This is a genomic window from Mycobacterium sp. FW102-FHT13B02, from assembly GCF_058790275.1.
Genome location: NZ_JBYTCM010000004.1, coordinates 143,791 through 167,852, shown reverse-complemented (window position 1 = coordinate 167,852; position 24,062 = coordinate 143,791). Strand labels below are relative to the sequence as shown.

At 66.0% G+C, this 24,062-nt stretch carries 23 protein-coding genes; 6 read left to right on the top strand and 17 right to left on the bottom strand.

The window, feature by feature from the left end; translation table 11 throughout:
• Nucleotides 1-61: 61 nt before the first annotated feature.
• From AC3WTE_RS08905 to AC3WTE_RS08890, 4 genes are all read right to left on the bottom strand, one after another.
• The gene (locus AC3WTE_RS08905) at nt 62-553 is read right to left on the bottom strand and encodes a TIGR04338 family metallohydrolase (protein ID WP_492437046.1); all 492 of its coding nucleotides are present in this window, start codon (nt 551-553) and stop codon (nt 62-64) included.
• Between the two features lie 12 nt (nt 554-565).
• Nucleotides 566-1,315, bottom strand: a complete 750-nt coding sequence (locus tag AC3WTE_RS08900) for a DUF2786 domain-containing protein (protein WP_492437045.1) — start codon at nt 1,313-1,315, stop codon at nt 566-568.
• 76 nt (nt 1,316-1,391) lie between these two features.
• On the bottom strand, nt 1,392-2,420 hold the full coding sequence (locus tag AC3WTE_RS08895; RefSeq protein WP_492437044.1) for an alpha/beta hydrolase family protein: 1,029 nt from the start codon (nt 2,418-2,420) through the stop codon (nt 1,392-1,394).
• Nucleotides 2,421-2,433: 13 nt separating this feature from the next.
• The gene (locus AC3WTE_RS08890) at nt 2,434-3,273 is read right to left on the bottom strand and encodes an alpha/beta hydrolase (protein WP_492437043.1); all 840 of its coding nucleotides are present in this window, start codon (nt 3,271-3,273) and stop codon (nt 2,434-2,436) included.
• 60 nt (nt 3,274-3,333) lie between these two features.
• Between AC3WTE_RS08890 and AC3WTE_RS08885 the strand changes: the two genes are divergently transcribed.
• On the top strand, nt 3,334-4,368 hold the full coding sequence (locus tag AC3WTE_RS08885; RefSeq protein ID WP_492437041.1) for a sigma-70 family RNA polymerase sigma factor: 1,035 nt from the start codon (nt 3,334-3,336) through the stop codon (nt 4,366-4,368).
• A gap of 191 nt (nt 4,369-4,559) precedes the next feature.
• On the top strand, nt 4,560-5,687 hold the full coding sequence (locus AC3WTE_RS08880) for an NDMA-dependent alcohol dehydrogenase (protein ID WP_492437040.1): 1,128 nt from the start codon (nt 4,560-4,562) through the stop codon (nt 5,685-5,687).
• 96 nt (nt 5,688-5,783) lie between these two features.
• Here the strand turns inward: AC3WTE_RS08880 and AC3WTE_RS08875 are convergent, their stop codons facing one another.
• On the bottom strand, nt 5,784-6,650 hold the full coding sequence (locus AC3WTE_RS08875; RefSeq protein ID WP_492437038.1) for a helix-turn-helix domain-containing protein: 867 nt from the start codon (nt 6,648-6,650) through the stop codon (nt 5,784-5,786).
• A 238-nt stretch (nt 6,651-6,888) separates the two neighbouring features.
• Here AC3WTE_RS08875 and AC3WTE_RS08870 point away from each other — a divergent pair, with 238 nt between their 5' ends.
• On the top strand, nt 6,889-8,214 hold the full coding sequence (locus AC3WTE_RS08870) for a hypothetical protein (protein WP_492437036.1): 1,326 nt from the start codon (nt 6,889-6,891) through the stop codon (nt 8,212-8,214).
• 70 nt (nt 8,215-8,284) lie between these two features.
• On the opposite strand, the gene AC3WTE_RS08865 is transcribed toward AC3WTE_RS08870, so the two are convergent.
• From AC3WTE_RS08865 to AC3WTE_RS08850, 4 genes are all read right to left on the bottom strand, one after another.
• Nucleotides 8,285-9,193 (bottom strand): DUF4349 domain-containing protein, encoded by a 909-nt coding sequence (locus tag AC3WTE_RS08865; protein WP_492437035.1) that lies wholly within the window; start codon nt 9,191-9,193, stop codon nt 8,285-8,287.
• Between the two features lie 332 nt (nt 9,194-9,525).
• A complete protein-coding gene (locus AC3WTE_RS08860) occupies nt 9,526-10,302 on the bottom strand; it encodes an SDR family NAD(P)-dependent oxidoreductase (protein WP_492437034.1) in 777 nt (258 codons plus the stop codon).
• 59 nt (nt 10,303-10,361) lie between these two features.
• The gene (locus AC3WTE_RS08855) at nt 10,362-10,745 is read right to left on the bottom strand and encodes a hypothetical protein (RefSeq protein WP_492437033.1); all 384 of its coding nucleotides are present in this window, start codon (nt 10,743-10,745) and stop codon (nt 10,362-10,364) included.
• A gap of 68 nt (nt 10,746-10,813) precedes the next feature.
• Nucleotides 10,814-11,248, bottom strand: coding sequence for a MarR family winged helix-turn-helix transcriptional regulator (locus AC3WTE_RS08850; RefSeq protein ID WP_492437032.1), 435 nt, complete (start codon nt 11,246-11,248; stop codon nt 10,814-10,816).
• A gap of 76 nt (nt 11,249-11,324) precedes the next feature.
• Here AC3WTE_RS08850 and AC3WTE_RS08845 point away from each other — a divergent pair, with 76 nt between their 5' ends.
• The 3 genes from AC3WTE_RS08845 to AC3WTE_RS08835 all read left to right on the top strand — a co-directional run bounded on the left by AC3WTE_RS08845 (nt 11,325) and on the right by AC3WTE_RS08835 (nt 13,809).
• Nucleotides 11,325-12,095 carry a pirin family protein gene (locus tag AC3WTE_RS08845; RefSeq protein ID WP_492437031.1) on the top strand — a complete coding sequence of 257 codons (771 nt, stop codon included), beginning with the start codon at nt 11,325-11,327 and terminating at the stop codon, nt 12,093-12,095.
• Nucleotides 12,096-12,265: 170 nt separating this feature from the next.
• Nucleotides 12,266-13,372 carry a phosphodiester glycosidase family protein gene (locus AC3WTE_RS08840; RefSeq protein WP_492437030.1) on the top strand — a complete coding sequence of 369 codons (1,107 nt, stop codon included), beginning with the start codon at nt 12,266-12,268 and terminating at the stop codon, nt 13,370-13,372.
• The gene (locus tag AC3WTE_RS08835; protein ID WP_492437028.1) at nt 13,372-13,809 is read left to right on the top strand and encodes a hypothetical protein; all 438 of its coding nucleotides are present in this window, start codon (nt 13,372-13,374) and stop codon (nt 13,807-13,809) included. Before AC3WTE_RS08840 ends, AC3WTE_RS08835 begins: the two co-directional genes overlap by 1 nt.
• A 59-nt stretch (nt 13,810-13,868) precedes the next feature.
• On the opposite strand, the gene AC3WTE_RS08830 is transcribed toward AC3WTE_RS08835, so the two are convergent.
• The 8 genes from AC3WTE_RS08830 to AC3WTE_RS08795 form a co-directional block, all read right to left on the bottom strand.
• The gene (locus AC3WTE_RS08830; protein WP_492437027.1) at nt 13,869-16,325 is read right to left on the bottom strand and encodes a hypothetical protein; all 2,457 of its coding nucleotides are present in this window, start codon (nt 16,323-16,325) and stop codon (nt 13,869-13,871) included.
• A gap of 411 nt (nt 16,326-16,736) precedes the next feature.
• Nucleotides 16,737-17,588, bottom strand: coding sequence for a mammalian cell entry protein (locus AC3WTE_RS08825; protein ID WP_492437026.1), 852 nt, complete (start codon nt 17,586-17,588; stop codon nt 16,737-16,739).
• Nucleotides 17,555-18,118, bottom strand: a complete 564-nt coding sequence (locus AC3WTE_RS08820) for an Rv1363c family protein (protein ID WP_492437024.1) — start codon at nt 18,116-18,118, stop codon at nt 17,555-17,557. Before AC3WTE_RS08820 ends, AC3WTE_RS08825 begins: the two co-directional genes overlap by 34 nt.
• On the bottom strand, nt 18,118-19,068 hold the full coding sequence (locus tag AC3WTE_RS08815; RefSeq protein ID WP_492437022.1) for an RDD family protein: 951 nt from the start codon (nt 19,066-19,068) through the stop codon (nt 18,118-18,120). The genes AC3WTE_RS08820 and AC3WTE_RS08815 overlap by 1 nt, the downstream gene beginning before the upstream one ends.
• 32 nt (nt 19,069-19,100) lie before the next feature.
• Nucleotides 19,101-19,745: a hypothetical protein gene (locus AC3WTE_RS08810; protein ID WP_492437020.1), complete on the bottom strand. Its 645-nt coding sequence runs from the start codon at nt 19,743-19,745 to the stop codon at nt 19,101-19,103.
• Entirely contained in the window at nt 19,715-21,271 is a 1,557-nt protein-coding gene (locus tag AC3WTE_RS08805) for an MCE family protein (protein WP_492437018.1), read from the bottom strand. Before AC3WTE_RS08805 ends, AC3WTE_RS08810 begins: the two co-directional genes overlap by 31 nt.
• Before the next feature lie 3 nt (nt 21,272-21,274).
• Nucleotides 21,275-22,441 (bottom strand): virulence factor Mce family protein, encoded by a 1,167-nt coding sequence (locus AC3WTE_RS08800; RefSeq protein WP_492437016.1) that lies wholly within the window; start codon nt 22,439-22,441, stop codon nt 21,275-21,277.
• Nucleotides 22,441-24,057 carry a virulence factor Mce family protein gene (locus tag AC3WTE_RS08795; protein WP_492437014.1) on the bottom strand — a complete coding sequence of 539 codons (1,617 nt, stop codon included), beginning with the start codon at nt 24,055-24,057 and terminating at the stop codon, nt 22,441-22,443. The genes AC3WTE_RS08800 and AC3WTE_RS08795 overlap by 1 nt, the downstream gene beginning before the upstream one ends.
• Nucleotides 24,058-24,062 lie beyond the last annotated feature (5 nt).

Genomic DNA, 24,062 nt, shown 5'->3' with positions numbered 1-24,062 from the left:
CGGAATGGACCCTCGCCCACGGCGCGTCCACGTGCAAACACACACGCCCGCGGGAAAAGGGTTAGCGCACTCCCTCTTTGGCGTAGACCACCCGCAGTACGTGCCCCACTTCTGGCCCCATCACCAGGTCGGCCAGCTCGCAGAACGTCGCGGTGAAGGCGCTACCGTGCGGCGGCACCGCGGCCGACAAGTGGTGGGCAACCTCGTGCAGCACCACCAATTCCCTGAGCGCCCAGGTGGTTTGACGTTCAGGCACCGCGATGACGGCACCGCCGTCACCGGATTCGTAGTGCGCCGCCGTCACTCCCCGGCGTGCCCGCACCGCGACCGCACCGGCGGCGGGCCATCGCGCCGCCACGGCCGGCATGGTCATCACCTGGTCGACGTACCGCCGCACTGCCTCGACCGAGCCGAACCGCGCCTCGGGTGGCAACGTCAACTGCGCCCCGAAGAACTCGACCGCCCGATTGCCGCGCTCCCCGGCACGGTCGAACAACGTGCGCACGAACTGCTCAGCGGCATACACCGCGGAACGTTGGGAATCCCGGCTCATCGCTCCACCAGGTCACCCCTCCAGGGCAGTACGTGCACCGGACAACTCTGGACTCGGTCCCAGCCGTGCCCGGCGCCCGGCCCGGTCCCCCGCTCGCCGTGCCGCCGACGAATAACCGGCGGAAGCATTGGTCGCCCGCCAGCTGCCCCGCGCCTGCGACGTCTTCTTGTAGAACGACACCAGCTCAAGGTCCTTGTTACGCAACGCAACCGCCGTCCCCGGCTGATCGGCGCGCTCCGCCGTCGCCGCCTGCCGGGCTTCTTCCCGGGCATCGATCAGCCGCTGCCCCACCCGCGCGCCGAACGCCAGTTGGAAGTTCAGCCGCGCGGTGATGGTCGGCGTCGGCCGGTGCGCGCCGGTGGAAATGTACGCGTCCGAGGACTTGACCATCTGGACCACCACACTGGCGTACAGGGCGTGCGTGGCGTCGATGTCCTCGGCGAATCCGTAAGCGTACACGAATGTCGAGTTGGATGCGATGTCGCATTTCACGTCGTTGGCCCGGGCGATCAGCACGAACAACTGCACGAACGTCCGCAGCCCGCGAGTACCCGCCTCCCCGATGGTGACGGTGCGCTGCACCGGCTCCTGCGCCGCGGTCCGAGTGGCCGAGTGCGCCCGCGCCACCGCCAGATCGATCGACGTGGTGGTGGCCAGCCGCTGCGCGGCCGCCATGAACGCCTCGGCCTCGTGCGGGTTGTCGGTGTTCTCGGCCTGCCGCAGCAGCGCCGCGATCCGGGCCAGCAACCTGTCGTCACTCATGGCGCCAACCACCTTGTCCGACAAGAACTTTCAGATACATAACGTGCGTGTCATCCCCCATGGCGGCAGTGTACGACTAGCGTCCGACAAACGCGTCCAGCGCGCTGACCAGCTGCGGCGACAGCGGCGCCTTGTTGGCGTAGTTGGCCACGTTGTCGGTGGGGTCGTCGCGCAGCACGTGGCTGACACCCATCAACGTGACCACGGTCAGCGCGGTATGCGCCAACGCCTTGATCAGTGGCTGTTCCGCCTCGCAGAATGCCTGCACGTCGGAGTCCGAGCAGGTCAGCAGCACCGGGGTGCCGTTCGGGATCTTCACGGCCAAAGACAACGGATCGATGGCGTCGGCCTCCAACACCGCCTTGGCGTTGCCGGGGTTGAGGATCGCGCCCAGACCCTCGGGCAGCTTGGTCGGCGGCGTACCCGTGGCGCGCGTCGACGCGACGGCGTCGGTCCATTCCTTGAGCACCTGGTCGGCCTGCTCCCGGGTTTTGGCGCCGGCCTTCACGTCGGCGTCGACCGACGCCCGCACCCGATTGGTGATGACGTCCAGATACCGCCCGGCCAGCGGCTGCAGCAGCCCGACGGAGTGGATCTTCGGGGCGCCCGAACTTGTGTCGGTCGCCACTGCCAGTGCGTGCACCGTGCCTTCACCCAGGCCGTACACGGAGATTCGTGAGGTGTCGGTGCCGGGCTGGGCGGCCAGGAACCGCACGGCCGCCTTGGCCCCGGCGGTGTAGACAGCGCTGCCCACCTCGCGCAGGTTCTGCGCGTGCGGCCCGACGCCGGTCTTGCCGGTGCCGACCTTGTCGTACCGCAGGCTGTCGACGTTCTTGCCGGACAGGTACTCGGCCAGCTGCCGCATGTTGCCGACCTTGCCGGCGACGGCGTTGTCACCGTTGCGGTCGGTCTGGCCGCTCTCGGAGATCATCAGTACCGACGGCGCCGCGGCGGCGCCGGGCACGTGGCGATAGCTGCCGTGGATGGTCAGGCCGCCGGCGACGAAGCTGACGTCCTCGTCGACCCAGTCGCCACTCTTGCCCGAACTGCACGCCGCAACCGCCAGCACCGTCAGCCAAACCAGCAGGCGGACAGGCCATTTCACGTCAGAACCCCCGTCACAGGCGCACTTCGATCCAGCTCACGACGTCGTCGAGCACGACGGCCTTCTCGGGCTCGTTGAACACCTCGTGGTACAGCTCCGGATAGACCTTGAGCGCGACATCGGAGGAGCCGACGCATTCGACCAGCTTGCGGCTGCCGGCCACCGGCACCAGCTTGTCCTCTTCACCGTGCACCACCAGCAGGGGCGCGGTGATGGCGGCGGCGCGCTGCGGCATGGTCTCACCGACCCCGATCAGCGCCTTGGCGACTCCGGCGGGGAATCCGCCGTGGTAGACCAGCGGGTCGGCCTGGTAGGCCGCGACCACCTGCGGATCGCGCGAGATGGCCTCGAACGGCAGATTCTCGACCGGCAGGCCGGGCGCGACGGTGCCGACCACCTTGGCGAGCAGTGCCAGCGGTAGCGCGATCTGGGCGCGCGCATCGACCGCGGGGCCGGACAGCACCATGAGGTGGTAGTCGTCCGGGTGCTCGACGCCGTACGCGAAAACGATGCCGCCGCCCATGCTGTGGCCGAGAACAACGCGCTTCAACTCGGGGTATTCGGCGGTCGCGATGCCGACCAGGTGGTGAAAGTCCCCGGTGTACTCGGAGATGTCCCGGACGAACACGCGCTTGCCGGCCGAGCGGCCATGGCCCCGGTGGTCGAGCGCGAAGGTGATCAGCCCGGCTTCACCGAACCGTTGGGCGACATGGTCATAACGACGGGCGTGCTCACCGAAACCGTGGGACAGCACCACCACGCCGGTCGGGTCGGTGCCCGGTACCCAGACGTCGTAGACGATCTTGGTGCCGCCGATGCCGTCGAAGCTGCGTTCGCTGCGGGTGGTGGACATGCACAGACAATATCTGGGGTCTGCCCACCGCGCGTCCGTCGCCGCCGCGAGTACCGCCAGATGTCACACCCCCTGCGTACCCTGAGTCAGGTGAGTGTCCTCAGCGAATCTGGTGCAGCAGACACGTCGCCCCGGTCACGCGATGCGTTCCTGGCCGACGCCCAACGGCACCGGCGCGAGCTGCTGGCCCACTGTTACCGCATGACCGGTTCTCTGCACGACGCAGAGGACCTGGTGCAAGAGACCTACCTGCGCGCCTGGAAGGCCTACGACAATTTCGAGGGCAAGTCGTCGGTGCGGACGTGGCTGTACCGCATCGCCACCAACACCTGCCTGACCTCGCTGGAGGGCCGTCAGCGCCGGCCGCTGCCGTCCGGGCTCGGCCAGCCGTCGGCCGATCCGCACGCCGAGATCACCGAGCGCACCGACACCGCCTGGCTCGAGCCGCTGCCCGACGTGCACGACGCACCGGGCGACCCGCAGACCATCGTCAGCTCACGTGAGTCGGTGCGCCTCGCGTTCATCGCTGCGCTGCAACATCTTTCACCCCGGCAGCGCGCGGTCCTGGTGCTGCGCGACGTGCTGCAATGGAAGGCCGCCGAAGTCGGCGAGGCCGTCGGGACGTCCACCGCTGCCGTCAACAGCCTGCTGCAGCGGGCCCGCGCCCAGCTCGATGCCGTCGGCCCGAGCGAGGACGACGTCCTGGTCGCCCCCGAGTCCGACGAGGCCAAGGACCTGCTGGCGCGGTACGTCAACGCTTTCGAGTCCTACGACATGGATGCCCTGGTCGCGCTGTTCACCGACGACTCGGTGTGGGAGATGCCGCCGTTCGACACCTGGTACTCCGGTCCCCGCGACATCGTCGAATTGTCCCGGTTCAAGTGCCCGGCCGAGCACCCCGGCGACATGCGGTTCGTCGTCACCACCGCCAATGGGCAGTCCGCCGCGGGCATGTACATGCGCAACCCGGAAACCGGCCGACACGAGGCGTTCCAGCTGCACGTGCTGGACATCAAGCCCGGCGGCATCTCGCACGTCGTCGCATTCATGGATCCGCGGCTGTTCGAGAAGTTCGGGCTGGCGCCCCACCTCTGACCGGGCCCCGACCCGTCCGTGACCGCAGACCGGAAGTGCCCCCGGGCGCCTCGTTTCGGTTTCTGCGCACTACTGCCGCTAGTTTCCGGATCAGCTCAGTGACATGTTCTGAGGTGATGTTTACCCAGGTAGAGCACCTGCCATAGCACCTTTCTGGAACGTGTTCTTACTTTGTGGCTATGATCTTCGTCATGAAGACCAAAGGCGCTCTGCTGTGGGAAGTGAACTCCCCGTTCCAGGTCGAGGAGATCGACCTCGGTGACCCCGTTGCCGACGAAGTACAGATTCGGATGCATGCCGCGGGCATGTGCCACTCCGACTACCACCTGACCACGGGCGCCACCCCGATGCCACTGCCCTGCCTCGGCGGGCACGAGGGCGCGGGCGTCGTCACCAAGGTCGGTAAGAACGTCACGGGCATCGAAGAGGGCGACCACGTCATCCTGGCCTTCATCCCGGCCTGCGGCTCCTGCCCGCCGTGCATGAAGGGCTTCCGCTCGCTGTGCGACCGCGGCGCGGTCCTGCTGGGCGGCAAGGCGATCTCCGACGGCACCAACCGCATTCACACCGCCGGCGGCAAAGAGGTCGCGGCGATGAACCTGCTGGGCACCTTCGCGCCGTACATGACGGTCCACAAGGATTCCGTCGTCAAGATCGACAAGGACATCCCGTTCGAGTCGGCCGCCATCATGGGCTGCGCGGTGCCGACCGGCTTCGGCTCGGCCACCAACGTCGCGCAGGTTCAGCCGGGCGAGTCGGTTGTCATCGTCGGCGTCGGCGGCATCGGCATGAGCGCGCTGCAGGGCGCCGTGATCTCGGGTGCCAAGCACGTCATCGCCATCGACCCCAACCCGTGGAAGCGTGAGCAAGCGCTGAAGTTCGGTGCGACGCACGTCTACCCGTCGATGGCCGAGGCCATCGCGCCGATGATCGACCTGACCTGGGGCCTGATGGCCGACAAGGTGATCATCGCCGTCGGTGAGATGAAGGGCGAGTACATCGAAGAGGCCATGATCCTCACGGCCAAGACCGGCACCTGCGTTGTCACCGGCATGGGCTCGATGATGGATGCCGACGTCAAGCTGAACCTCTTCCTGTTCACCATGCTGCAGAAGACGTTGAAGGGCAACATCTTCGGTGGCGGCAGCTCGCATATCGAGACCCCGCGCCTGGCCGCGCTGTACAAGTCCGGCCTGCTGAACATCGACGACATGATCACGCGGACCTACAAGCTCGAGGACATCAACCAGGGCTACCAGGACATGTTGGACGGCAACAACATTCGTGGCGTCGTCACGTTCGACGAGTCCGACTGGTAACTGTTCTTCGCGCGCTGCAAACCTGCCCCTTCTCTTCGGAGAAGGGGCAGTCTTGCGTTCGCCCGCTAGCCGGAGGTGCCCCGGCCCCGCAGATGCTCAGTAACTCTCCCGGTAGACGCTGGGGGAAATGCCTACCCGTTTGCGGAATGCGGTCGCGAAGTGACTCGGTGTCGAAAACCCCACTGAAACCGCAATTTCCGCGACCCCCTGCGTAGTTGATGCCAAAAGTGTCTTGGCGCGATCGATCCTCAAGTCCAGCAGAAACTGATAGGGCGTCGTGTGAAACGCCCGCCGGAACGCACTGATGAACGTCTGCACCGGCATCCCGGCCAGCTCCGCCAGCGCATCCAGATGTATCTCGGAATCGAGCCCGTCATTGAGGAATTCGACGAGCGCGGCGCGGGTCCTGGTGTCGATGGCCCGGTGTTCGCGCTTCTTGGGCGCGGCCGCGGTGTATTTCTCACAGATCAGCAGACGGACTGTTTCAGCCATGGAATGAGTGAGCAGCCGCGCCATGACGTCATCACGATCCGCGACGCTGTAGATCTCCTCGACGAGATGGTGAATCAGTCGGTCGCGGTACTTGATCCGGGGCAGCAATCCGGTGTCGTCGATCACCCCGCGCGGGACGGCAATCTCGCACATCCCCGCGACATCGCCTTGCACCAGCGCCGCACATTCGATCCCGGCAGGCTTCCACCAGACATCTCCCGCAGTCGGGAGCACCTGCCCGGACGGCCCCCAGTCGAGGGCCGTCTGCATGGAATGCATTGTTCCGCCGCGATATACGTACACCAGGTGGTGGGTGTCGCTGGCGCTACACCAGTCGGTCGGCACCGATATCTGCTCTGTCGAAAAGGCGAACGACAGACCGCGCGCGGCAACATCCGCACGCTCCAACATGATTCGCGGCGTGAGCGGCCGGTCACCGTCCCACGGCTTCATCCCCATCAGAAACCCCACTGGCACATCATTTTCGATCACCCCGGTCGGCGGAATGCTAGACCTTCCGGCATGTGCGGTGGCTGGTTTCGCCTATCTACCACTTGGTAACTTCGCCACGCCCGAATATTTGAAAAGCCCTACAGAATGTGAATGCGCATCTTCGGTTCAGTCCGTACTTTTCGTGCCGGTCAGTGACAGCTGACATCCTCGACTGAACCAAAAGGAGACCGAGTTGAGTCTCGCTCTACGACCGTATATGAACGCCGGCGTCGCGCTGGTTGGCGCCGGCGTCATCGCCCTTACCCCAGTGGCGGCTCCCTCAGCGGCCGTCCATGCCCCGGCCCTACCCTCTGCGGCGACAATTGAGCTCACGGCGTTCACCAACCCGCTGGAAACTTGGGCCTCGGTAGCCACCGCGACATTCGCCAACCTCGGCGGCCTCGGCCAAGCCATCGCCGACAATCCTCTCCCAATCTTGCGGCAGCTGATCGCCAATCAAGTCGCAAACACCACCAAGCTGGCCGGTATCGCACAGACGGTGGGTACCAACATCGTGTCCATGCTCGACCCCAGAAATTCATTCGGCTCCGCGAGTCTCCTGCAAAAGGCAGTGACTCAGGCTGCGGCGGGTGACGTAGCAGGTGCAATCGACAGCGTCTACCAGGCGCTTATTGTTGTCCCCGCCTTCCGAATCGGATTCCCGCTTCTTGGCGCGTACGACATAGTGAACACCACAGCGAAACATATGCAGCAGTTCGTCGCAGTTGTTCCGAACCTCTTTATCGGTGCCGGTATGACCTTCTTGTTCGGCACGCTGGGCGGCCTTAGCTACGCTTTGCAGGACACCGCTCAAGGCTTCCTCGATGCGGTCAAGGCTGGCCATATCGAGACCGCGGCGAGCATCGCACTCAATGCCCCTGCGGTGTTGACGGGTGCTGTCCTCAACGGTTACGCCCCGTTTGGCACCAGTGGACTACTCGGTGAAGACGGTCCCATCAGGACTGTAGTGCACTGGCTCGAGACTGCTGCCGAAGCAATCGGCAAGCCAGCGCCTACATCAACAGTTGCCGCCAAGTCGGCGCCAGAGCCGGAGCCGACACAAGCCATCGCCGTCACGCCAGCGCCTGACTCTGCGGCGTCAAGCTCGGCTGCCGCATCACCAATTTCACCGTCGACCAAATCCCCCATCTCGACGGCAACCGCGACTAAAGCCGATTCCATTACAAAGCAGACTAATTCGACGAAGCCTGAACCCACAGCGACCACAGATGATTCGGTTGCAACGGAATCCGCTGCTACGCAGCCGGAACGAGAGGCCGCTGGGCCCGCACCCAAGGCCCGCCCCGTCCCCACGCCCGGCCAGGCCGTGGACGCAATGGAAAAGGCAGCTGCCAAAGCGATCTCGACTGCAGGTAAGCAAATCACGTCGACAACCAACAAGATCGGCGAGGATCTGAAGAAGACGTTCACGAAGCCCCGCAAGTCCGCCAAGACAGATACGTCGACCAAACCGACGAAGTCTGATTCAGACGGCAGTGGATCGAACGAGGGTCACAAGGCCAGTTCGGGGGCTACCAAGTAGGCAGAGCCGAGCAGTCGTGAAACCCCCGACTTCCTTAGGAAGTTGGGGGATTCGCGACTGCTCGCGGGAGTTAATCGTCCGGCGAAGTGGCGGATGACGCAGGCTCCGCCGGCGCGCTGCTCTTGTGACGCGAGCCCGTCCACTTGACGAGTGCGTACAAAGCTCCACCGAAGACCGCAAGCGGCAGCAGCCACGGCAGCAGGAAGCCGAACGCCATGACCAGGTGAGAGCCGAAGGCCCACAACGTGTCCCAACCTCGCTCGACCTGCCCAAAGAACCCGTGGTAGCGCTCTGGGGCGGGACCGCCCGGCTGTTCTGCGGTGATCTGGACGTCGATGGAGCTGTAGGTGATCTGGTCGCGGAGGGTGTCGCGCTGTGCCTGCAAACTCTGCGACTCGGCCTGCCGCGACGACAGCGCATCCTCGGCCTTGATCAACGCATCGGGGTCTTTCGAGTCACGCATAATGGCGAGCAGTCGGTCCACCGAGGTCTTCAGCGCGGTGATCCGGGCATCGAGGTCGACGCGCTGCGTGGTGACGTCGTCGGTCTTCACCTCGAGGGTCTGGACCGTGCCGAGCCCCTTGAGCGAGGCCAGAGCGGCGTCGAGCCCGTTGGCCGGAACACGCAACACGAGGTGGACGCTCGCCCGGCCCGAGGTCGATCCGGCGTCGTCCGAGCGCTCATCGACCCGTCCACCCGCTTTGTCGACAATCGCAGTGGCCTTGTCCGCCGCAGCCGCCGGGTCGGCGGTGACGAGGACCAGCGACGCGGTCTTGACGACGTCCCGCGCCGGCACGACGGGTGGTGGGGGCGCTTGTGGAGCATTGCCCTTGTAGTCGGCCCCACTCTTGAGCGGCGCCGCCGTCGGGGCGGACTCGTTATGCCGCGTCGAGTTACTGCCGCCGCATCCGGCCACCAACCACACCGAGGCGATCAACAGAGCGAGAAATACGACCGGCCGGAACCGCGTGCGCGCCATACCGTCCGAGCGTACCGAGCGATTCACAGGATTTCCGTGGCGAATGTGCAGCCACACCTACCGCCGATGCGTCACCAGTTCGTCGAGCTTCGCCGAACCTGACCACAGGGCGATTTTCCACGCTGATTTCCGCCATCAGGTCAGGCTCGTCGGACGCAGTCGCGCCGAACGCAACTGGACGGCGCCACGAGGCCGGTTTCTCCGCCACCTGGTTGCGTTGGCCGGCGACTGCGAAGGTGTAAGCCGGATCGCGTCCGACTCCCGTTCCGAAACGGTCGAACCCCCCAATCTCGTTGGAAATTGGGGGGTTCGAAAGTAACCGGGAAGAATTACTACTTCGGAGGCATCCGGATGCCGCCGTCGACGCGGACGACCTCGGCGTTCATGTACGAGTTGGTGATCAGCTCGATGACCATGGAGGCCAGTTCCTCAGGCTTACCCAGGCGGTGCGGGAACAGCACGGACTCGCCGAGCTTGGCCTTGAAGGCCTCCGAGGCTTCGCCCTCGCCATAGATCGGGGTATCGATCAGGCCGGGGGCCACGGTGTTCACGCGGATGCCGACTGCCGACAGGTCGCGCGCGACCGGCAGGGTCAGGCCCACGACGCCACCCTTGGACGACGAGTACGCGGCCTGGCCGATCTGGCCGTCGAACGCGGCGACGCTGGTCATGTTGACGATGGCGCCCCGCTCGCCGGCCTCGGTGAGGTCGTTCTTGCTCATCTGGGTGGCGGCGATGCGGATGCAGTCGAACGTGCCGACCAGGTTGATGTCGAGGACCTTCTTGTACAGGTCCAGGTTGTGCGCCGATTCGAACTCGCCGTCCTTGCCGATGGTGCGCTGGGCCCAGCCGACACCGGCCGAGTTCACCAGGGCACGCAGCGGGCCGAGGTCAGCGGCGGTCTTGACCGCGTCGATGATCTGCTCGGTGTTGGTGACGTCGACGGTGACGAACACGCCGCCGATCTCCTTGGCGAGCGCCTCGCCCTTCTCGGCCTGGAGGTCGGCAATGACGACCCGGGCACCCTTGGCGGCCAACTGACGGGCAACAGCCGCACCGATTCCTGACGCGCCGCCGGTGACGACCGCGCTAGCTCCATTGATATCCACGCCGACAGCGTATGCGAGGCCATCCACTCAGCGGGACGGACCTCACAATGCTCAGCGAACTACTGGTTGCAGATCGTCACACGGGTGTGGAAGTGCCAGCTATCGATGTTGACCACGTCACCGGGGTTGCCGGGCACCGACCCGCTGGAGTTGAGCTCCGGGATGTAGATCTGGTTGATGGTCGCACCGAATCCGAGGCCGGTGTTGTCCTTGACCCCACCGTCCTGGTGGATGGTCCAATTCACCATGCCGTCGGAATAGGTGTAGGTCCGGACGATATCGAGCTTTTTGCCGATGCCGGTGTTCGGGTTCCGCGTGACCACCATTGGGCTGCCGTCCAACGGCACACAGGACCCCTCCGCGTGCGCCTGCGGAGCCGGCGACCACGCCAGCCCGGCGACCAGCGCGCCTGCCATGGCAGCAGCGACGACTGAATGTTTCACGTGAATCCTCCCCGCAAACCCGACGGTCCTACTGTAGCCGCGAATTCGCTTCGACTCTCGGGGTCCGTTCAGGCCAATCGCTCGAGCACAGTCGCGATCCACCGCCGCAGCGCCTCCGCCTGTGTCCGACTCATGCCGTCGAACACCACCGAGCGGACCAACTCGGCATGTCCGGCCGCCGCGGCCTCGAGTGCGTCCCGCCCGCCTGTGGTGAGGGCGACGACGGCCGCGCGCCGGTCGTCGGCAACCCCGGACCGCTCGATGAGACCACGCGCCCGCATCCGCGCCAATTGGTGCGACACCCGGCTCTGCTCCCACCCCAGGTGCGCGCCGAGCTCACCCATCCGGCACTCGGGCAGCTCGCTGAGCGCCACCAGCACGTCGTAGTCCGCGAGGGACAGTCCGTAGTCGCGTTGCAGCTGTCGATTCAGCGCCGCTTGCAGCCCGCCACTCATGGCCAGATAGGCCCGCCAGAGGTCCTGTTGGTCGTCAGTCAGCCACATGAAATATATGACACATCATTTATGTTGTGCCGTCCAGTAGCGACACCTAAGCTCACCGACAACGACAGGGGTAAAAATGACGAGAAACCCGACTGCCGGCATTGATATCCGTGGCGCCGCCGACCGCGATGCGACCCGAATCTCATGGCTGGATTCCAAGCATTCGTTCTCGTTCGGCGATCACTACGACCCCGACAACACCCACCACGGCCTGCTACTGGTGAACAACGACGACCGTGTCGCGCCGGGCTCAGGCTTCGAGACCCATCCGCATCGCGACATGGAGATCGTCACCTGGGTACTGCGCGGGTCGCTCGTGCACCAGGACTCGACCGGCAACTCGGGCGTCATCTACCCCGGGCTGGCCCAGCGGATGTCCGCCGGGCGCGGCATCCTGCACTCGGAGAAGAACGATTCGTGGCGCCTCACGGGAGCCGAATCCCACAGCGAGCCAGTACATTTCGTGCAGATGTGGGTGGTTCCGGATGAGTCCGGGAAGACACCGGGCTACCAGCAGCTGGAGATCGACGACGCGCTGCTGCGCGGCAAGCTGGTCACCATCGCCTCGGGCATGCCCGGCCATGCCGATGACACCGCGATCACCATCGGCCAGCGCAACGCCGCGCTGCACGGCGCCCGGCTGGAACGGGGCGACAGCGTCGAACTGCCGTCGGCGAAGTACCTGCACCTGTTCGTGGCACGCGGCGAGGTGGCACTGGAAGGCGCCGGACCGCTTCATGAAGGCGACGCCGTCCGGCTCACCGCGTCCGGCGGACAGCGCGTCACCGCCACCGCGCCGGCCGAAATCCTGGTGTGGGAGATGCACACCGATCTGCTCGGCTCGTAACCCCACGCTCGCGGCCCCGCCCCGACCCCGGTCGGCGGCGGGACCAATTGCGCTGTCCACCAGGGTGATTCATCCGTCATCGGCCCGTGATGCGGGCGTGACAAAAGTTGACAGAGTGTTTGCTGTGGTTACGCTGAAGGTCCTTGTATCGGACCGGCGAAGGGGCCACAATGTCGTTTCTCGGGCCGGATACCCGACGCGACACCTTCCGTCGCACACGGAAGATCCTCAGGCGCTCAACGCTTCTGGTGCTGTGCGCCGGCTTGGTCGGCACCCTCGGCGTCGCCGCGGCCCACGCCGCCGACGGCCGCTCGCTACTGGTCAACGCCATCACCAACTACCGCGGCAGCTTCCTGGTCTACAACTTCGGCGGCGACCACCCCGCGCCCCTGCTCAACGCCGCGGGCAACTGGTACGAGTCCGGTAACGGCGGGCACCTCACCGTCATCAAAGCGGCGTCCAAACGCATGAACCCGCGCCTGCTCGTCGACTCCCACCGCGGCATCCAATCCCGCTGCGAACGCGATCCCCGCGCGCGCACCGCCGAAGGACTGTGGCAAGCCTCGGAGGTTTTCACGCCGCTGGAGGCCTGGCAGGCGCTGGGCCGGCCCACCATCGCGGTGAACGCCAACTTCTTCGACATCCGCGGCCAGCAGGGCGGGTCGTGGACGTCGACGGGATGCAGCTCGCCGCTGGGCGCCTACGTCGACAACACCCGCGGCCAGGGCCGCGCCAACGCCGCCGTCACAGGCACCATCCCCTATGCGGGCAAGCAGGGCCTGTCCGGCGGTAACGAGGTGTGGACCGCGCTCAGCACCATGATCATTCCGGCCGACGGTGCGCCGTACATGATAATGCCAAGCAGCACAAGCGATTTCCATGCCGCGACCGCAGCGGTCAACAACCTGGTGAACCAGGGCGCCCGGTTCGTCGCGGTGAGCGGCATCGGCCTGCTGGCGCCCGGCGACACCAGCCAGCTGAACGACGGCGGCCCCAGCGCCGCCCGCACCGCGCTGGCCTACGTGCGCAGCCGCGACGAGATGTACATCTTCCAGGGCGGCAGCTACACCCCCGACCAGATCCAGGATCTGTTCCGGGGGCTCGGCAGCGACACCGCCATCCTCCTGGACGGCGGCGGCTCCTCCGCCATCGTGCTGCGCCGCGACACCGGCGGCCGCTGGGCCGGCTCCGGCACGCCACGCGGTTCCTGCGACACCCCCGCAGTGCTGTGCGACTCGAGAGAGCGCGCACTACCCGGCTGGCTCGGCTTCGCTTGATGCGTCGGGCGCCTAGCCACTTCTCCACCGGTGCCGCCGGCACCGGAATCAGTTTCGGCGCCAGCATTTTTCGACTGCTCCGCAGCCTTGGCGCCCTGGCATTGGGGCGTGGCGTCTCCGCGCGCGAGCTGGCCCGGGTCGTCGCCCATACCCACCTGCTCACCCGGCGGGCGCTCGGTACCGGTCGTGGCGCCCGCAGCTTCCGCACCTGTGTACGGATCGGACTTCGGGTCGGATTCCGGATCGGGCTCGCACTCTTCTGCCTTGCCGTCGGCCTCGGCGTAGGCATTGGTCTCAGCGTGTGGCTTGTCGGACGCCTGCTCGTCGGTCTGGTCATCCTCGCGGGTCGCCTGATCGGCTGTGCCGACGCGCCGCGAACGAGCTTCCAGACCGGCGCGCGAGCAGCGTCTCGACCAGTGCGCACCCTCACGCGTTAGCCACAAAGACGCCCGACGCGCATTCGCGTCGGGCGTCTCTGGTGCCGCATTTCCGGGTGTCAGCCGGCGTGTGCGCCCGAGCCACCACCGGTGGCGGCGGTCGACTTCGCGGCGCCATCCTTCTTCTGCTGCTTGGTCTTCGGGCTGTCGGTCTTGGTCGACCCGTTGCCGCCCGCGGTCTTGTCGGACTTGTCCTTGGCGGACTTGTCGGTCTTGGCCGGCTTGTCCGTCTTGGTGTCGGTCTTGTCCGTACCCGCGGTGGTCGCACCGGTGGAGTCGCCCGCGGCGTGCTTTGGCTTCTTGCCGCTGTCCGGGGTGGACGGGGTGCCCTCCGCGGCGGCGTGCTTGCCCGAGGAACCGTCCGTGGCCGCCTTGGGATCTGTCGTCGGATCGGCCTTGGGGTCCGTCTTGGTGTCGCCTGCCTTGGGGTCGGTCTTCGGGTCGGCCTTGGGATCTTCGGCGGTCGTCGCGGTGCCGGTCTTGTCCTCGGCAGCCTTGTCCTTTGCGCCTGCCGACTGCTCGGTGGCCTGCTTGCCGTCCTTCTTGCTCGTACCGGTAAGGCCGGTGAGACTGGCCGACAATGGCTGCAGCTTCGGCGTGGTCGACGGAATGTCGGTCGCGGCCGCCGTGCTGACGACGCCCTGCTTGGCCGCCAGCGAGTTGACCGTCGCACCCTGCGTGAGGCCGCCGAGCGTGCCCAGCACGCCGTTGAGCAGGTTCTGCACCGTGCCGGCCAGGCCGCTCAGCGGGTTGACGCCGCTGAACTTGCCACCGGTGATCAGCTTGATCAGCGCCTCGATCGCGTTGTCCGGTGCAGCCGTCGGGTTGGCGCTGAAGAACTCCTTCTTGAAGCCCGCCACCAGCGAGTTCATGATGTCGCCCGGCACTTGCTGCCAGTTGACGTCCGGGAACGAGAAGAACGGCGTCGGGGTGCCCGGGTCGTTCAGGGTGCGGCTGTAGGTGCCGTCCGGGTTGCGCACCACATCGGTGTAGCCCAGGTTCACCAGGCTGGTCATGGCCGGGGCCAGCGCGTTGGCCAGCTTGTAGATGGGGCTGCCCAGCGTGCCGAAGCTGATCATGTTCAGCACGTCACCGGTGAGGTACATCGGTTCCATGAACGGCAGGGTTTTGGTCGGGACGGTCAGATAGATGTTGACCGCCAACGGATTTCCGGTCAGCAAGCCGCCGGTGAGGGCACCCAGCTGGGTGGTCAGCTGGTTGGTCAGGGTGGCGGTCGAGATGCCGCGCAGCAGGTAGGTCGGCAGGGTGCCGGCGACCAGGTTGTTGGCCAGGCTGAAGGGGTTGGGCCAGGCGGCCAGGTCCGAGAACGGCTGGTATTCGAGGGTCGCATCGACCTTGATGGGCAGCAGGTTCGCGCCGCCGATGGACAGCCCGGTGTTCAGCAGCGGAATTCCGCCACTGTGCGCGGCAGCCACATCCGGGGTGATCAGATTGATGCCCAGCAGATCGCCGAGCGGATAGAAGCGCGCCAGCAGGCCGCCGTTAGCGCGGCCCAGGTTGTTCAGCAGGATCATCGGCAGGACGGTCAGGCTGCCGAGGGCCGGGCTGGCGCCGGTATGCGTGGTCCCGCCCGGCTGGTTCGACAAGTCCGCCAGCACCTTCGAATACGCCTGCCCCATGGAGAACGCACCGAGCCCGAAGCCGACGCTGATCGGCACCCGCACATCGATCAGGTCCAGCTTGTCCAGGCCGATGGCACCGCCGACGGTGTCGATCGCCAACTGCAGGGCAGTGACCAGCGGCCCCAGCACCGGAAGTTGTCCGGCCCGGCTCAACACCGTGTTCAGCAGCCCCATGGCGCCCACGTCAAGGTACTGCGTGTTGTTGATCGCGTTGGCGATCGCGTTGGCGGTGCCCGGTGTCCAGCCCAGGTCCAGCCCGGCGATCTTCAGCAAGCTGAACAACGGCCCAGCAGTGACGATCTTGACGCCCGGAATGTTCAGATTGCTCAGGTCGAGGATGTTGCTGAGGTTGATCCCCAGAACGTCCAACAGGCCACTGAGGGTGATGTTGCCCTGGGCATCCATGAGCTGCAGGCCCTGCAGAAGCGGCACCAGCGCACCTGTGATGAGCGGGCCCAGCGCGGCGTTCAGGAGCGGCGTCAGCTGGATCGGCAGCGCGTCGAGGATCTGGCTGAGCAGATTCTTCGGCAGCTGGTTGATGAGATTGGTGAGGTTCAGCCCGCTCAGACCGCCGATGCCGCTCAGCGCCTGGACGATCGCCGGCGCCAATGCGTCGATGCCGTTCTGCACCTGGTTGTACACGGCATTGCCCAAGCCGCCGGTGATGTCGGGCCACACACCCGGCTTCGGGAACGGCGTGGTGAACGCGGACAGGTTGACCGCTGGGTGCGACGACGGCACCACCACCGGTCGCGGAGCCGGCGCGTTCGGCACCGACGCCGTCACGGTCATCGCGGTAGCTGTTGCGGCAGCCGCACCCAGCAATGCCGCCCGCTTTGCTTGAACCCGCCCAGCGAGTTGCGTAACAGTCATCAGCCCCGTCCCCTCAGCCACTGCAACTGGTTATCAACCGGACGGTAACATTAATGCATCGCAGCTCCAACACCCACCCTGACCAGCCGCTTTCCCAGATCTGGCAAAGGAATGAACAAGGCCCACCCCAGTCGGTGAACGCTGCGCAGTCAGCAAATTTTCGCACAGTGAAAATTGTTTGCTGGAACACGAGCGGGGCGCGAGGCGACCACACCGGCGGGCCGGCAAAAATTGACGCTATTGACGACTGTGACTCCTGGCCGCCGCAGGTCCGAACGTGATTCAAGCCATAGTCGTCGCGGACCACCTGACACCAGCCGCCTTCGCAACCAAGACGAAGACGGCCGGCTCACAGTGTGCTGACAGGCAGCACGCATCAATTCAGGCAAACACGAAAACCCGCGCCCTCGGCTACAGCTGCGGCGTCAGATCCAATTTGGTCAGAGCACTCATCTGACTGACCTTCCAATCGGCTCCCGCGCGCTTCAGGACCAGCCGGTAGGAGAGGTACCGCAGCGAGGGAATGCCTTTGGTCAGCGGGCTGGTCGCGACCGAGTTGGTGTAGACGATGGCGGTGGCCTCATTTGCACCGATACTTTCCACCGCGGTGCCCATCACCTTGGTCTGATTGGTGACCTGAGCCTGCTTGTTGCTGGCGACGATCGAGTCGACGAACTTGCGGTACTCCTCGGCGAAGTCGCCGGTCAAGTACTGCTGCGCCCGGTCCGCCAGCTTGTCCATGTCGTTCGGCGAGTACGACCACAGGGTGGTCACCGCCGCGGCGGCGGTCTTTGCGACCTCGAATTTGTTGTGCACCAAGGCACGGTCCGCCAGATACGGCTGAGCCGCGGCACCCGCGAACGCGGTGGCACCGACGAACAATGCCGCCGCCACGACACCCGCCGCCAGCAACTTGCGCCCAGCAGGACGGTGCGGCACCAGCACCACGGGCGCCGCCCCGGACTCCTCGGCCGTTACCTCGTCGGTCGCTTCGGTACCCGAATCTTCTTGCGCGGCAGTATCTTCCGACTTAGCTTCGGTGTCGGTCGGCGTGGCGGCATCGTCAGCGGCGGCCCCGTCAGCGGCGACGTCTCCCGCTGCGGTGTCCTCAGTCGCAGCCGCGCCGGCGCCGATCTGATGCCGGGGCAGCCGGTGCCGGCGCCGGCCAGCCTTGCCCTGCGGTGCGTCGACCGCCCCCTGCGGAGCATCGGCCACAGACTCCCCCGGGGTCACATCACCGGATTCATGCGGCTGATCTTCCACTGCTGCCCTTCCTGCGTTGCCGTTATCACCCAACGCGATCCGCTTTCCACGGTCGCGTTGCCGTCCGGTGTCGTGGTCGTCAGCTTCATCGCGATCAGCACGTCCGCGCTGCCGTCGTCACTCCACCGCGCGACACCCGCGGCCTCAACCGTCCCCTCCGCCGGCTGTGCGCGCGCCACCTGGAGCACGATCTGGTCACGCTTGTCCTTGAACTGCTTGGCGAACTCGCCAGTGGCCTGTCCCGCAATCCGCTCGACGTAGTTGTTGGCGTGGAACGGGTCGACCGCGGTGAAACCCTTCATGAACTCCTCCACATAGCCCAGCACGGCCGCCGACTTGGCCTGGCTCGTCACGTCTTTCTCGTGCTGGACCAGCAGGTAGGTGCTGGCCGTGATCGCGGCGATCACCAAAACCGTTGTCACGCAGGCAATGACAGTCAGCACCACGCGGCGAGGCGTCGCCGCCACGGCCTTGAAGTAATCACCGGCGACGAAGCGCTCGGCGGCATCGATCTTGCGGCGCGGGCTCATCAGCGTCCTCCCCGCGGGCTCTTGAGCACTGTCAGGTTCGACAACTGCCACTTGTCGTCGCGCGACTTCGCGAAGTCGACGCGCACGGTCGCGGTGATGAACCGCAGCGAGTTGGTGTCGACGCCGCGCTGCCCTTGTAGGGCGAGCAGCATCGTCGCCTTGTCGGTGTCGGCAGACAGCACCGCGCTGCTCACCGCGTAGTACTGGTTGGTCGTCGGCTTCTTGCTGCTGATCTGCTGCTGCTTGATCAGCTGGTCGCGGTAACCGTCGGTGACCAACGCCTGGGCGGTCTTGAAATCGTTCTGATAGGTGTCGACGCCGTAGCTCAGGACGTGCTCGACGATCTTGGGGCCCTGCTCCGAAATCTGGTGCCGCGCCTCGTCGACCGCGCGGTCATGCCGGAACTGCACGCCGTAGCTCAGCCCCACTGCCGCCACACAGATCAGGGCCGCGGCCGTGAGCACCTGGCCCGCACGGCGGCCGGGGTCCCGCTCCGGGGCCGGTACGACGCGAACTTCCGTGTGCAGCAACAGATCTGCGAAGGTGCGGTGACGCGGATCCCACAGCGGCCACAGCCAGCCGAGCAGCACCGCGACGGTGTCGAGCAGATGTGCGAGGTCACGCAGGATCAGCCGTCCCATGCCGGCAGGAACACCGGCGGGTACCCGCTCCACCCGGATCGAGAACAGCGAACGGCCCAGGCTCCAGCCCGTGATCGACGGCAGCAGCCACCGGTTCACCAGGATCGCGGCCACCGCCAGCGTCGCCAGCCCGGCGTACACCCACAGCGTCCAGTCGGCCCGGGCGGCGTAGCCCAGCAAGGCCATGACAGCGATGACTGCCACGCCCAGCACCACGTCGAGCGCGAAGGCGCCCGCGCGCGCCGGCCACGAGGCCAGCACCGGTGCCGCCTGGACCGCCGCCTCGGCCTGCCCAGACTCGGTGCTCACTGCCTCAGGGCTCGTCGTCTCCTGTCCAACCGTCACGAGGTGACCTGGTCGAGCTTGGCCACCTTGAACTTCCCGTCCACCGGTGCCATCTGCGCCCGCATCCGGTAACCGACTTCCTTGTCCTTCTCAGCGCTGTTGCTGATCTTCACGCGCAGCGCCACCAGGACGTCGATGGACCCGTCATCGTTGTGCTTCTCGACGGCGGCCCGCATCTGTGAGATCTGCACCTGCACATTGGCGGCCTTGTACGCATCGAGCGTGATACCGCTCATGAACGAAGCCTGCGTCGCGTACGCGCCGGTGGCGCACTCGATGATCTTCGTCTGCGCGGCGACCATGGCCGACGTATCAGGCGCCTGGGTGGCCGTCACGCAGTCCTTGGCCGCCGCGATGGCGGCCGTCTCGTTCGCCGCCAGCGCCTGGCTCTCGCGATGCGACTTGAGCGCGAACCAGCCGCCCGCGCCAACCGCGGCGGCCAGGATCACCAATAGTGCACACACCGTCAGGGCGATGCCCCGCCCGATCCGGGCGGGGCGCTGCGCACCCTCTGATTCGCCGGTTACGGCCGGCTCCTCGATCGATTCCTCGGCAGACGGCTCTGTCGTCACCACGTCCTGCGACGTGACGTCCTGCTCATCGGTGGGGTTCAGCTGGCTGGTGCCAGCATCTCCTTCCATCCGTCGTCTCCTGGGTTGCTCGAGTTGTTGACCGAATACTTCACACCGTTCGGTCCGACCACTTGACCGCTCTGCGGGTTGTAGGTGGCCGCTGGTCCTGCTGCCGGAGTGTAGATGCACGGGTTGGGTTGCTGTCCACTGCAGGCGACGGTGCCCTGCCCCGGGGCACTGACCGGGTCACTGGCCGGAGCCGACGCGCGCTCCGGGGGCGGCAGCATGTTGGCCGGCAGCGGGTTCATCCCGTTGTTGATCGACGGTGCCGGGATCACCTTGCCCGGATCGACCGGCTGATCACAGCGCGCGGCCGGAGCCGGGCAGTTCACGACCTGGTCCGGGGTGCCGTACCAGGGGTTCGTACCCAGCGGCTCGTACGGCTTGTTGTCGCGGCACTCCATGGGGCTCGCCGCACGCTTCGCCGGGTTGTCCACACAGGGCAGGTTGCGCGAACCACGGACCGTGTTCTGGGCGTCCTTCGGAATCTTGCAGTACAAGCCCGACGCCAGTGGCGCGGTGGACGTGTCCGCCGGTGACCGCCACTGTGGCGCCGGCAGGAAGCCGGTGAGGCACGGCGGCGGCTGGTTGATGCCCAGCGCCAGGTTGATCGGCAGTTCCTTCTCGTAGACCGCGGTCAGCGAGTCGACGATCGGACCGGCCATCGGCAGCACCACCAGCACCTGCTCGAGGCCCTTGTTGTACCGCTTCAGCATGTCCAGGACGATCTCGACGTTGGCCAGCGACTGCGGCAACGCATCACGGACTTCGCCGAACACCGCGTTGAGCTGGTCAGCCGTCGGCGCGCCCTGCTGGATGGCGCCACGCAGCGCCGCGTCCTGCTGGGCCGACTGCGCCGCCAGCACGTTCAGATTCCGGGCCCACCGTGAGATGGCGTCGCCGGACTGGACCTGACTGTCGATGATCGGTCCCGAGTTCTGGATGATGTCGTCGACCGAACCGAGGTTGTCCTTGAAGTCCCCCGCCAGCGCTTGAGTGCCGTCGACGAGGTGCTGCAGTGACGGACCGAGGCCGCCGATCGCTTCCGAGGTGTAGTCGAGCAGTGCCCCGATCTTTTCCTTGGGCAACGCCTTCAGGCCATTCTCGGCCGAGTCGAGCGCCGGGCCGACTTCCTTGGGCACCGTGCCCTTGGAGATGGTCTGGCCTTCTTTGAAGTACTGGCTGGGGTTGTCCGGCGACACCAGGTCGATGAACTGCTCACCGACCGCCGACACCGAGTGGACGTTGGCCACCGTGTCGACCGGAATCTTGTACTTGTCGTCGATATCCATCTTGACGCGGGCGCCGGTCTCCGTCGGCTCCACCGCCAGCACCTTGCCGATGGTGATGCCGTGGTAGGTGACGTTGGCCGTCTTGTACAGACCCGCCGAGTTCGGCAGGTCGGCATTCAGCCGGTACATGCCCACACCGAGGTAGGTCGGCAACTGTAGGTAGACCAGGGACAGGCCGACGAGCGCGGCGACCGTGAGGATGCTGAAGATCACCAACTGCATCTTCAGAAACCGGGTGAGCATCGGTCACTCCCCCCTTTCCACTCGCGGCCCGCCCGGCGCGGTGGCCGGGTTCGGGGTGAATCGGACATCCGGGATCATCGTCGCCGGATCGCGGCCCCACGACTGCTCCAGCGCGCGGGCCATACCCGACAGGCCCGTGCCGGTCAGGATGCCGTTGTCGACGGCACTCAGCGTCAGGTCCAGGTGCAGCGAGATGTTCATGTAGTCGCCACGGATGACCTTCGGGATGTTGTCGATCGGGAACGGCAGCGTGAACAGCAGCTTCATGGCCGGCACCAGGTTCGGTGACGTCTTGGCAATCTGTTTGAGCGCCCGCTGCAGCGTCGCCAGGTTGGTGTGGAGGTTGGCGTTGCTGTTCGACAGCGTCGTGTCAGCGGCCTTCGACAACCGGCCCAGCGCCAGCACCGCGTTGGTGAACAGGTCCTGAGTCTTGTTGAAGTGCTCGATCAGCGGCGGCGTCTCGGTCAGCACCCGGTCCAGGGTGTCGTTGCGGTCCGCCACGACCTTCAGCAGCGTGTCACTCGACCGGATGGCCCGCGTGATGTCGTCACGCTGCTGGTTGAGCTCGTCGGTGAAGGTGTCCAACCGGTGCAGGAACTGTTTGATCTGATCGGCGCGCCCGTTGAGGATGTTGTAGACCTCGGACTGGATCTTCTCGATGTTCGGCACACCGCCGCCGGTCAGGATGCCGGAGATACCGGCCAGCGTCGTCTCGATGGTCGGGAACGGCTTCGAGTTCTCGAGGGTGATGGTGTCGCCATTGCGCAGGGGCTGCGCGTCGGGATGGGCCGGCTGGTCCAGCTCGACGTGCTGCGAGCCCAGGAGGCTCGTCTGGCCGACCCTGGCAAACACGTTGCGGGGCAAGTGAATACCCGGGTTCAGATCGACCGTCAGAGTGGGAACCCAGTTCCTCAGGGCAATCGCACGCACCCGGCCGACGAATACGTCGGCCACCCGGACGCGGCTGTTGGCGTTGAGGCCCAACGTGTCCGACATCTGGATGTAGACCGTCCAGTGGCCGTCCACCGTGCCCGGTCCACCGGGCAGCGGCACGTTGGCGATGCCGCGCCAACCGCAGGAGCTGAGGATCAGCGCCGCGGCAGCCAACACACCGACCCGGCGGGCGTTACGCGCCCAGCTCCGCGATTTCGGATCGATCGACCCGGTCATCACTGGCCTCCAACTTCAGCAGGAAGTGCGGGTCCGGCCGGCGCCGGCGCTGGTCCCGGGGCGGGCCCAGGTGCCATGGCACTCATCGGACTCGGGTCATTGCCCGGTCGCGGCGGCGAAACCGGTCCTGGCTGCGGGTACCACGGCGGCGGCAGCGGGCTGCTCTCGTTGTAGGCATCCGGCGGACCGGCCATGTTGACGCCACCGGTCGGCGGAATGATGTCCGGCCCACCCATGAGCTCGGCCAACGACTCCGGCGTCAGCAGGTCCTGGGTCGACTGCCCGACCTTCAGCCCCTGCATACCCGGCGCGGTGACCCAGCCTGCCTCGTGCTGGCCGTGCGACCACGGGGTGTCACGCGAGAACACACCCGGCACAGTGGTGTCCTTGAACCCGCCCGGGGGCTGCAGGCGCGGCTCCGAGTAGGTGACCAGCTTCGGCAGCGTCATGGCAGTGGTCGCCATGTTGATGCCGAACGGCAGGTAGTTGAACTTGATCGCGTCCATGACCGGCGCCAGGTACTGCGCGCACAGTTCAGCGGAGTCCTGGTAGCCCAACCGGCTGCCGGCCTGGATCGAGCTGCAGATGAACTGCAGCGGGTTCGAGAAGTTCGTGACACCCGGCAGCACGGGTGCGGAGACCAGACCGCCGGTGGCCGGCGAGTAGATGTTCTCCAGGTTGGCCAGGAAGTTCGGGTAGGCGTGCAACGCCCGCTCCAGACCGTCGCGCGCCTCCGGCTGCACGACTGCCGTCGTCGCCTCGGAGACATCGTTGATGTCGTGGGCGAGAACGCTGCCGTTCTTGTCCAGGAAGCTGCGGGTCGTCGCCATCACCTTGTTCAGGTCCTTCAGCGCATTCGCCAGTTCCTGATCGGTGTTGGTGAACTTATTGGTGAACGAGGCCAGGTCGTTGTTCAGCGAGACGAACTGCTGGTCACTCTTGTGCAGGGCGTTGACGAACACCGCCAGGCTCTTGATCACCTGGATGAAGTCGCCGCGGCCCTGGTTCAGGGTGTTCACCGCATCAGACAAGCCCTTGAGGGTCTTGTTGATCTGCGCGCCCTTGCCCTCGAAGCCATTGGCGAACGACTCGATAATGTCGCCGAACGGGCCCTTGGGCTGTTCCTTGGTGGGACCCAGCTCGGCGAGGATGCGGGTCAGCTGGTTGCGCAGCTCGTCGTACTCGATCGGAATCTGGGTCCGCTCGATCGGGATGACGGCACCGTCTTTCATCACCGGTCCGCCGGTATAAGGCGGCGACAGCTGGATGACGCGCGACGCCACCAGACTCGGGTTCAGCACCGAGGCGGACGCGTTCTGCGGCACCTTGTACTTGCTCGAGTAGTGGAAGACGACCTTCATCTTCCCGTCGGGCGACGTCTCGAGGGTGTCGATGGCCCCGACCTCGACGCCCATGATGAGGATCTTGTCGCCGGGGTACAGCGCCAGCACCTCAGGGAAGTACGCCGTCACCGTCGTGGTGGTCAGCTTGCGGTAGAGCTGCAGCCCGAAGAATCCGACGAGCACGATCGCCACCAGCGCAAGCGCACCACCGATGAGTGTGCCCTTGGACAGGTCCGGCTTCTTGATGTTCCGGATGTTGAAAACAGTCGACATCGTGG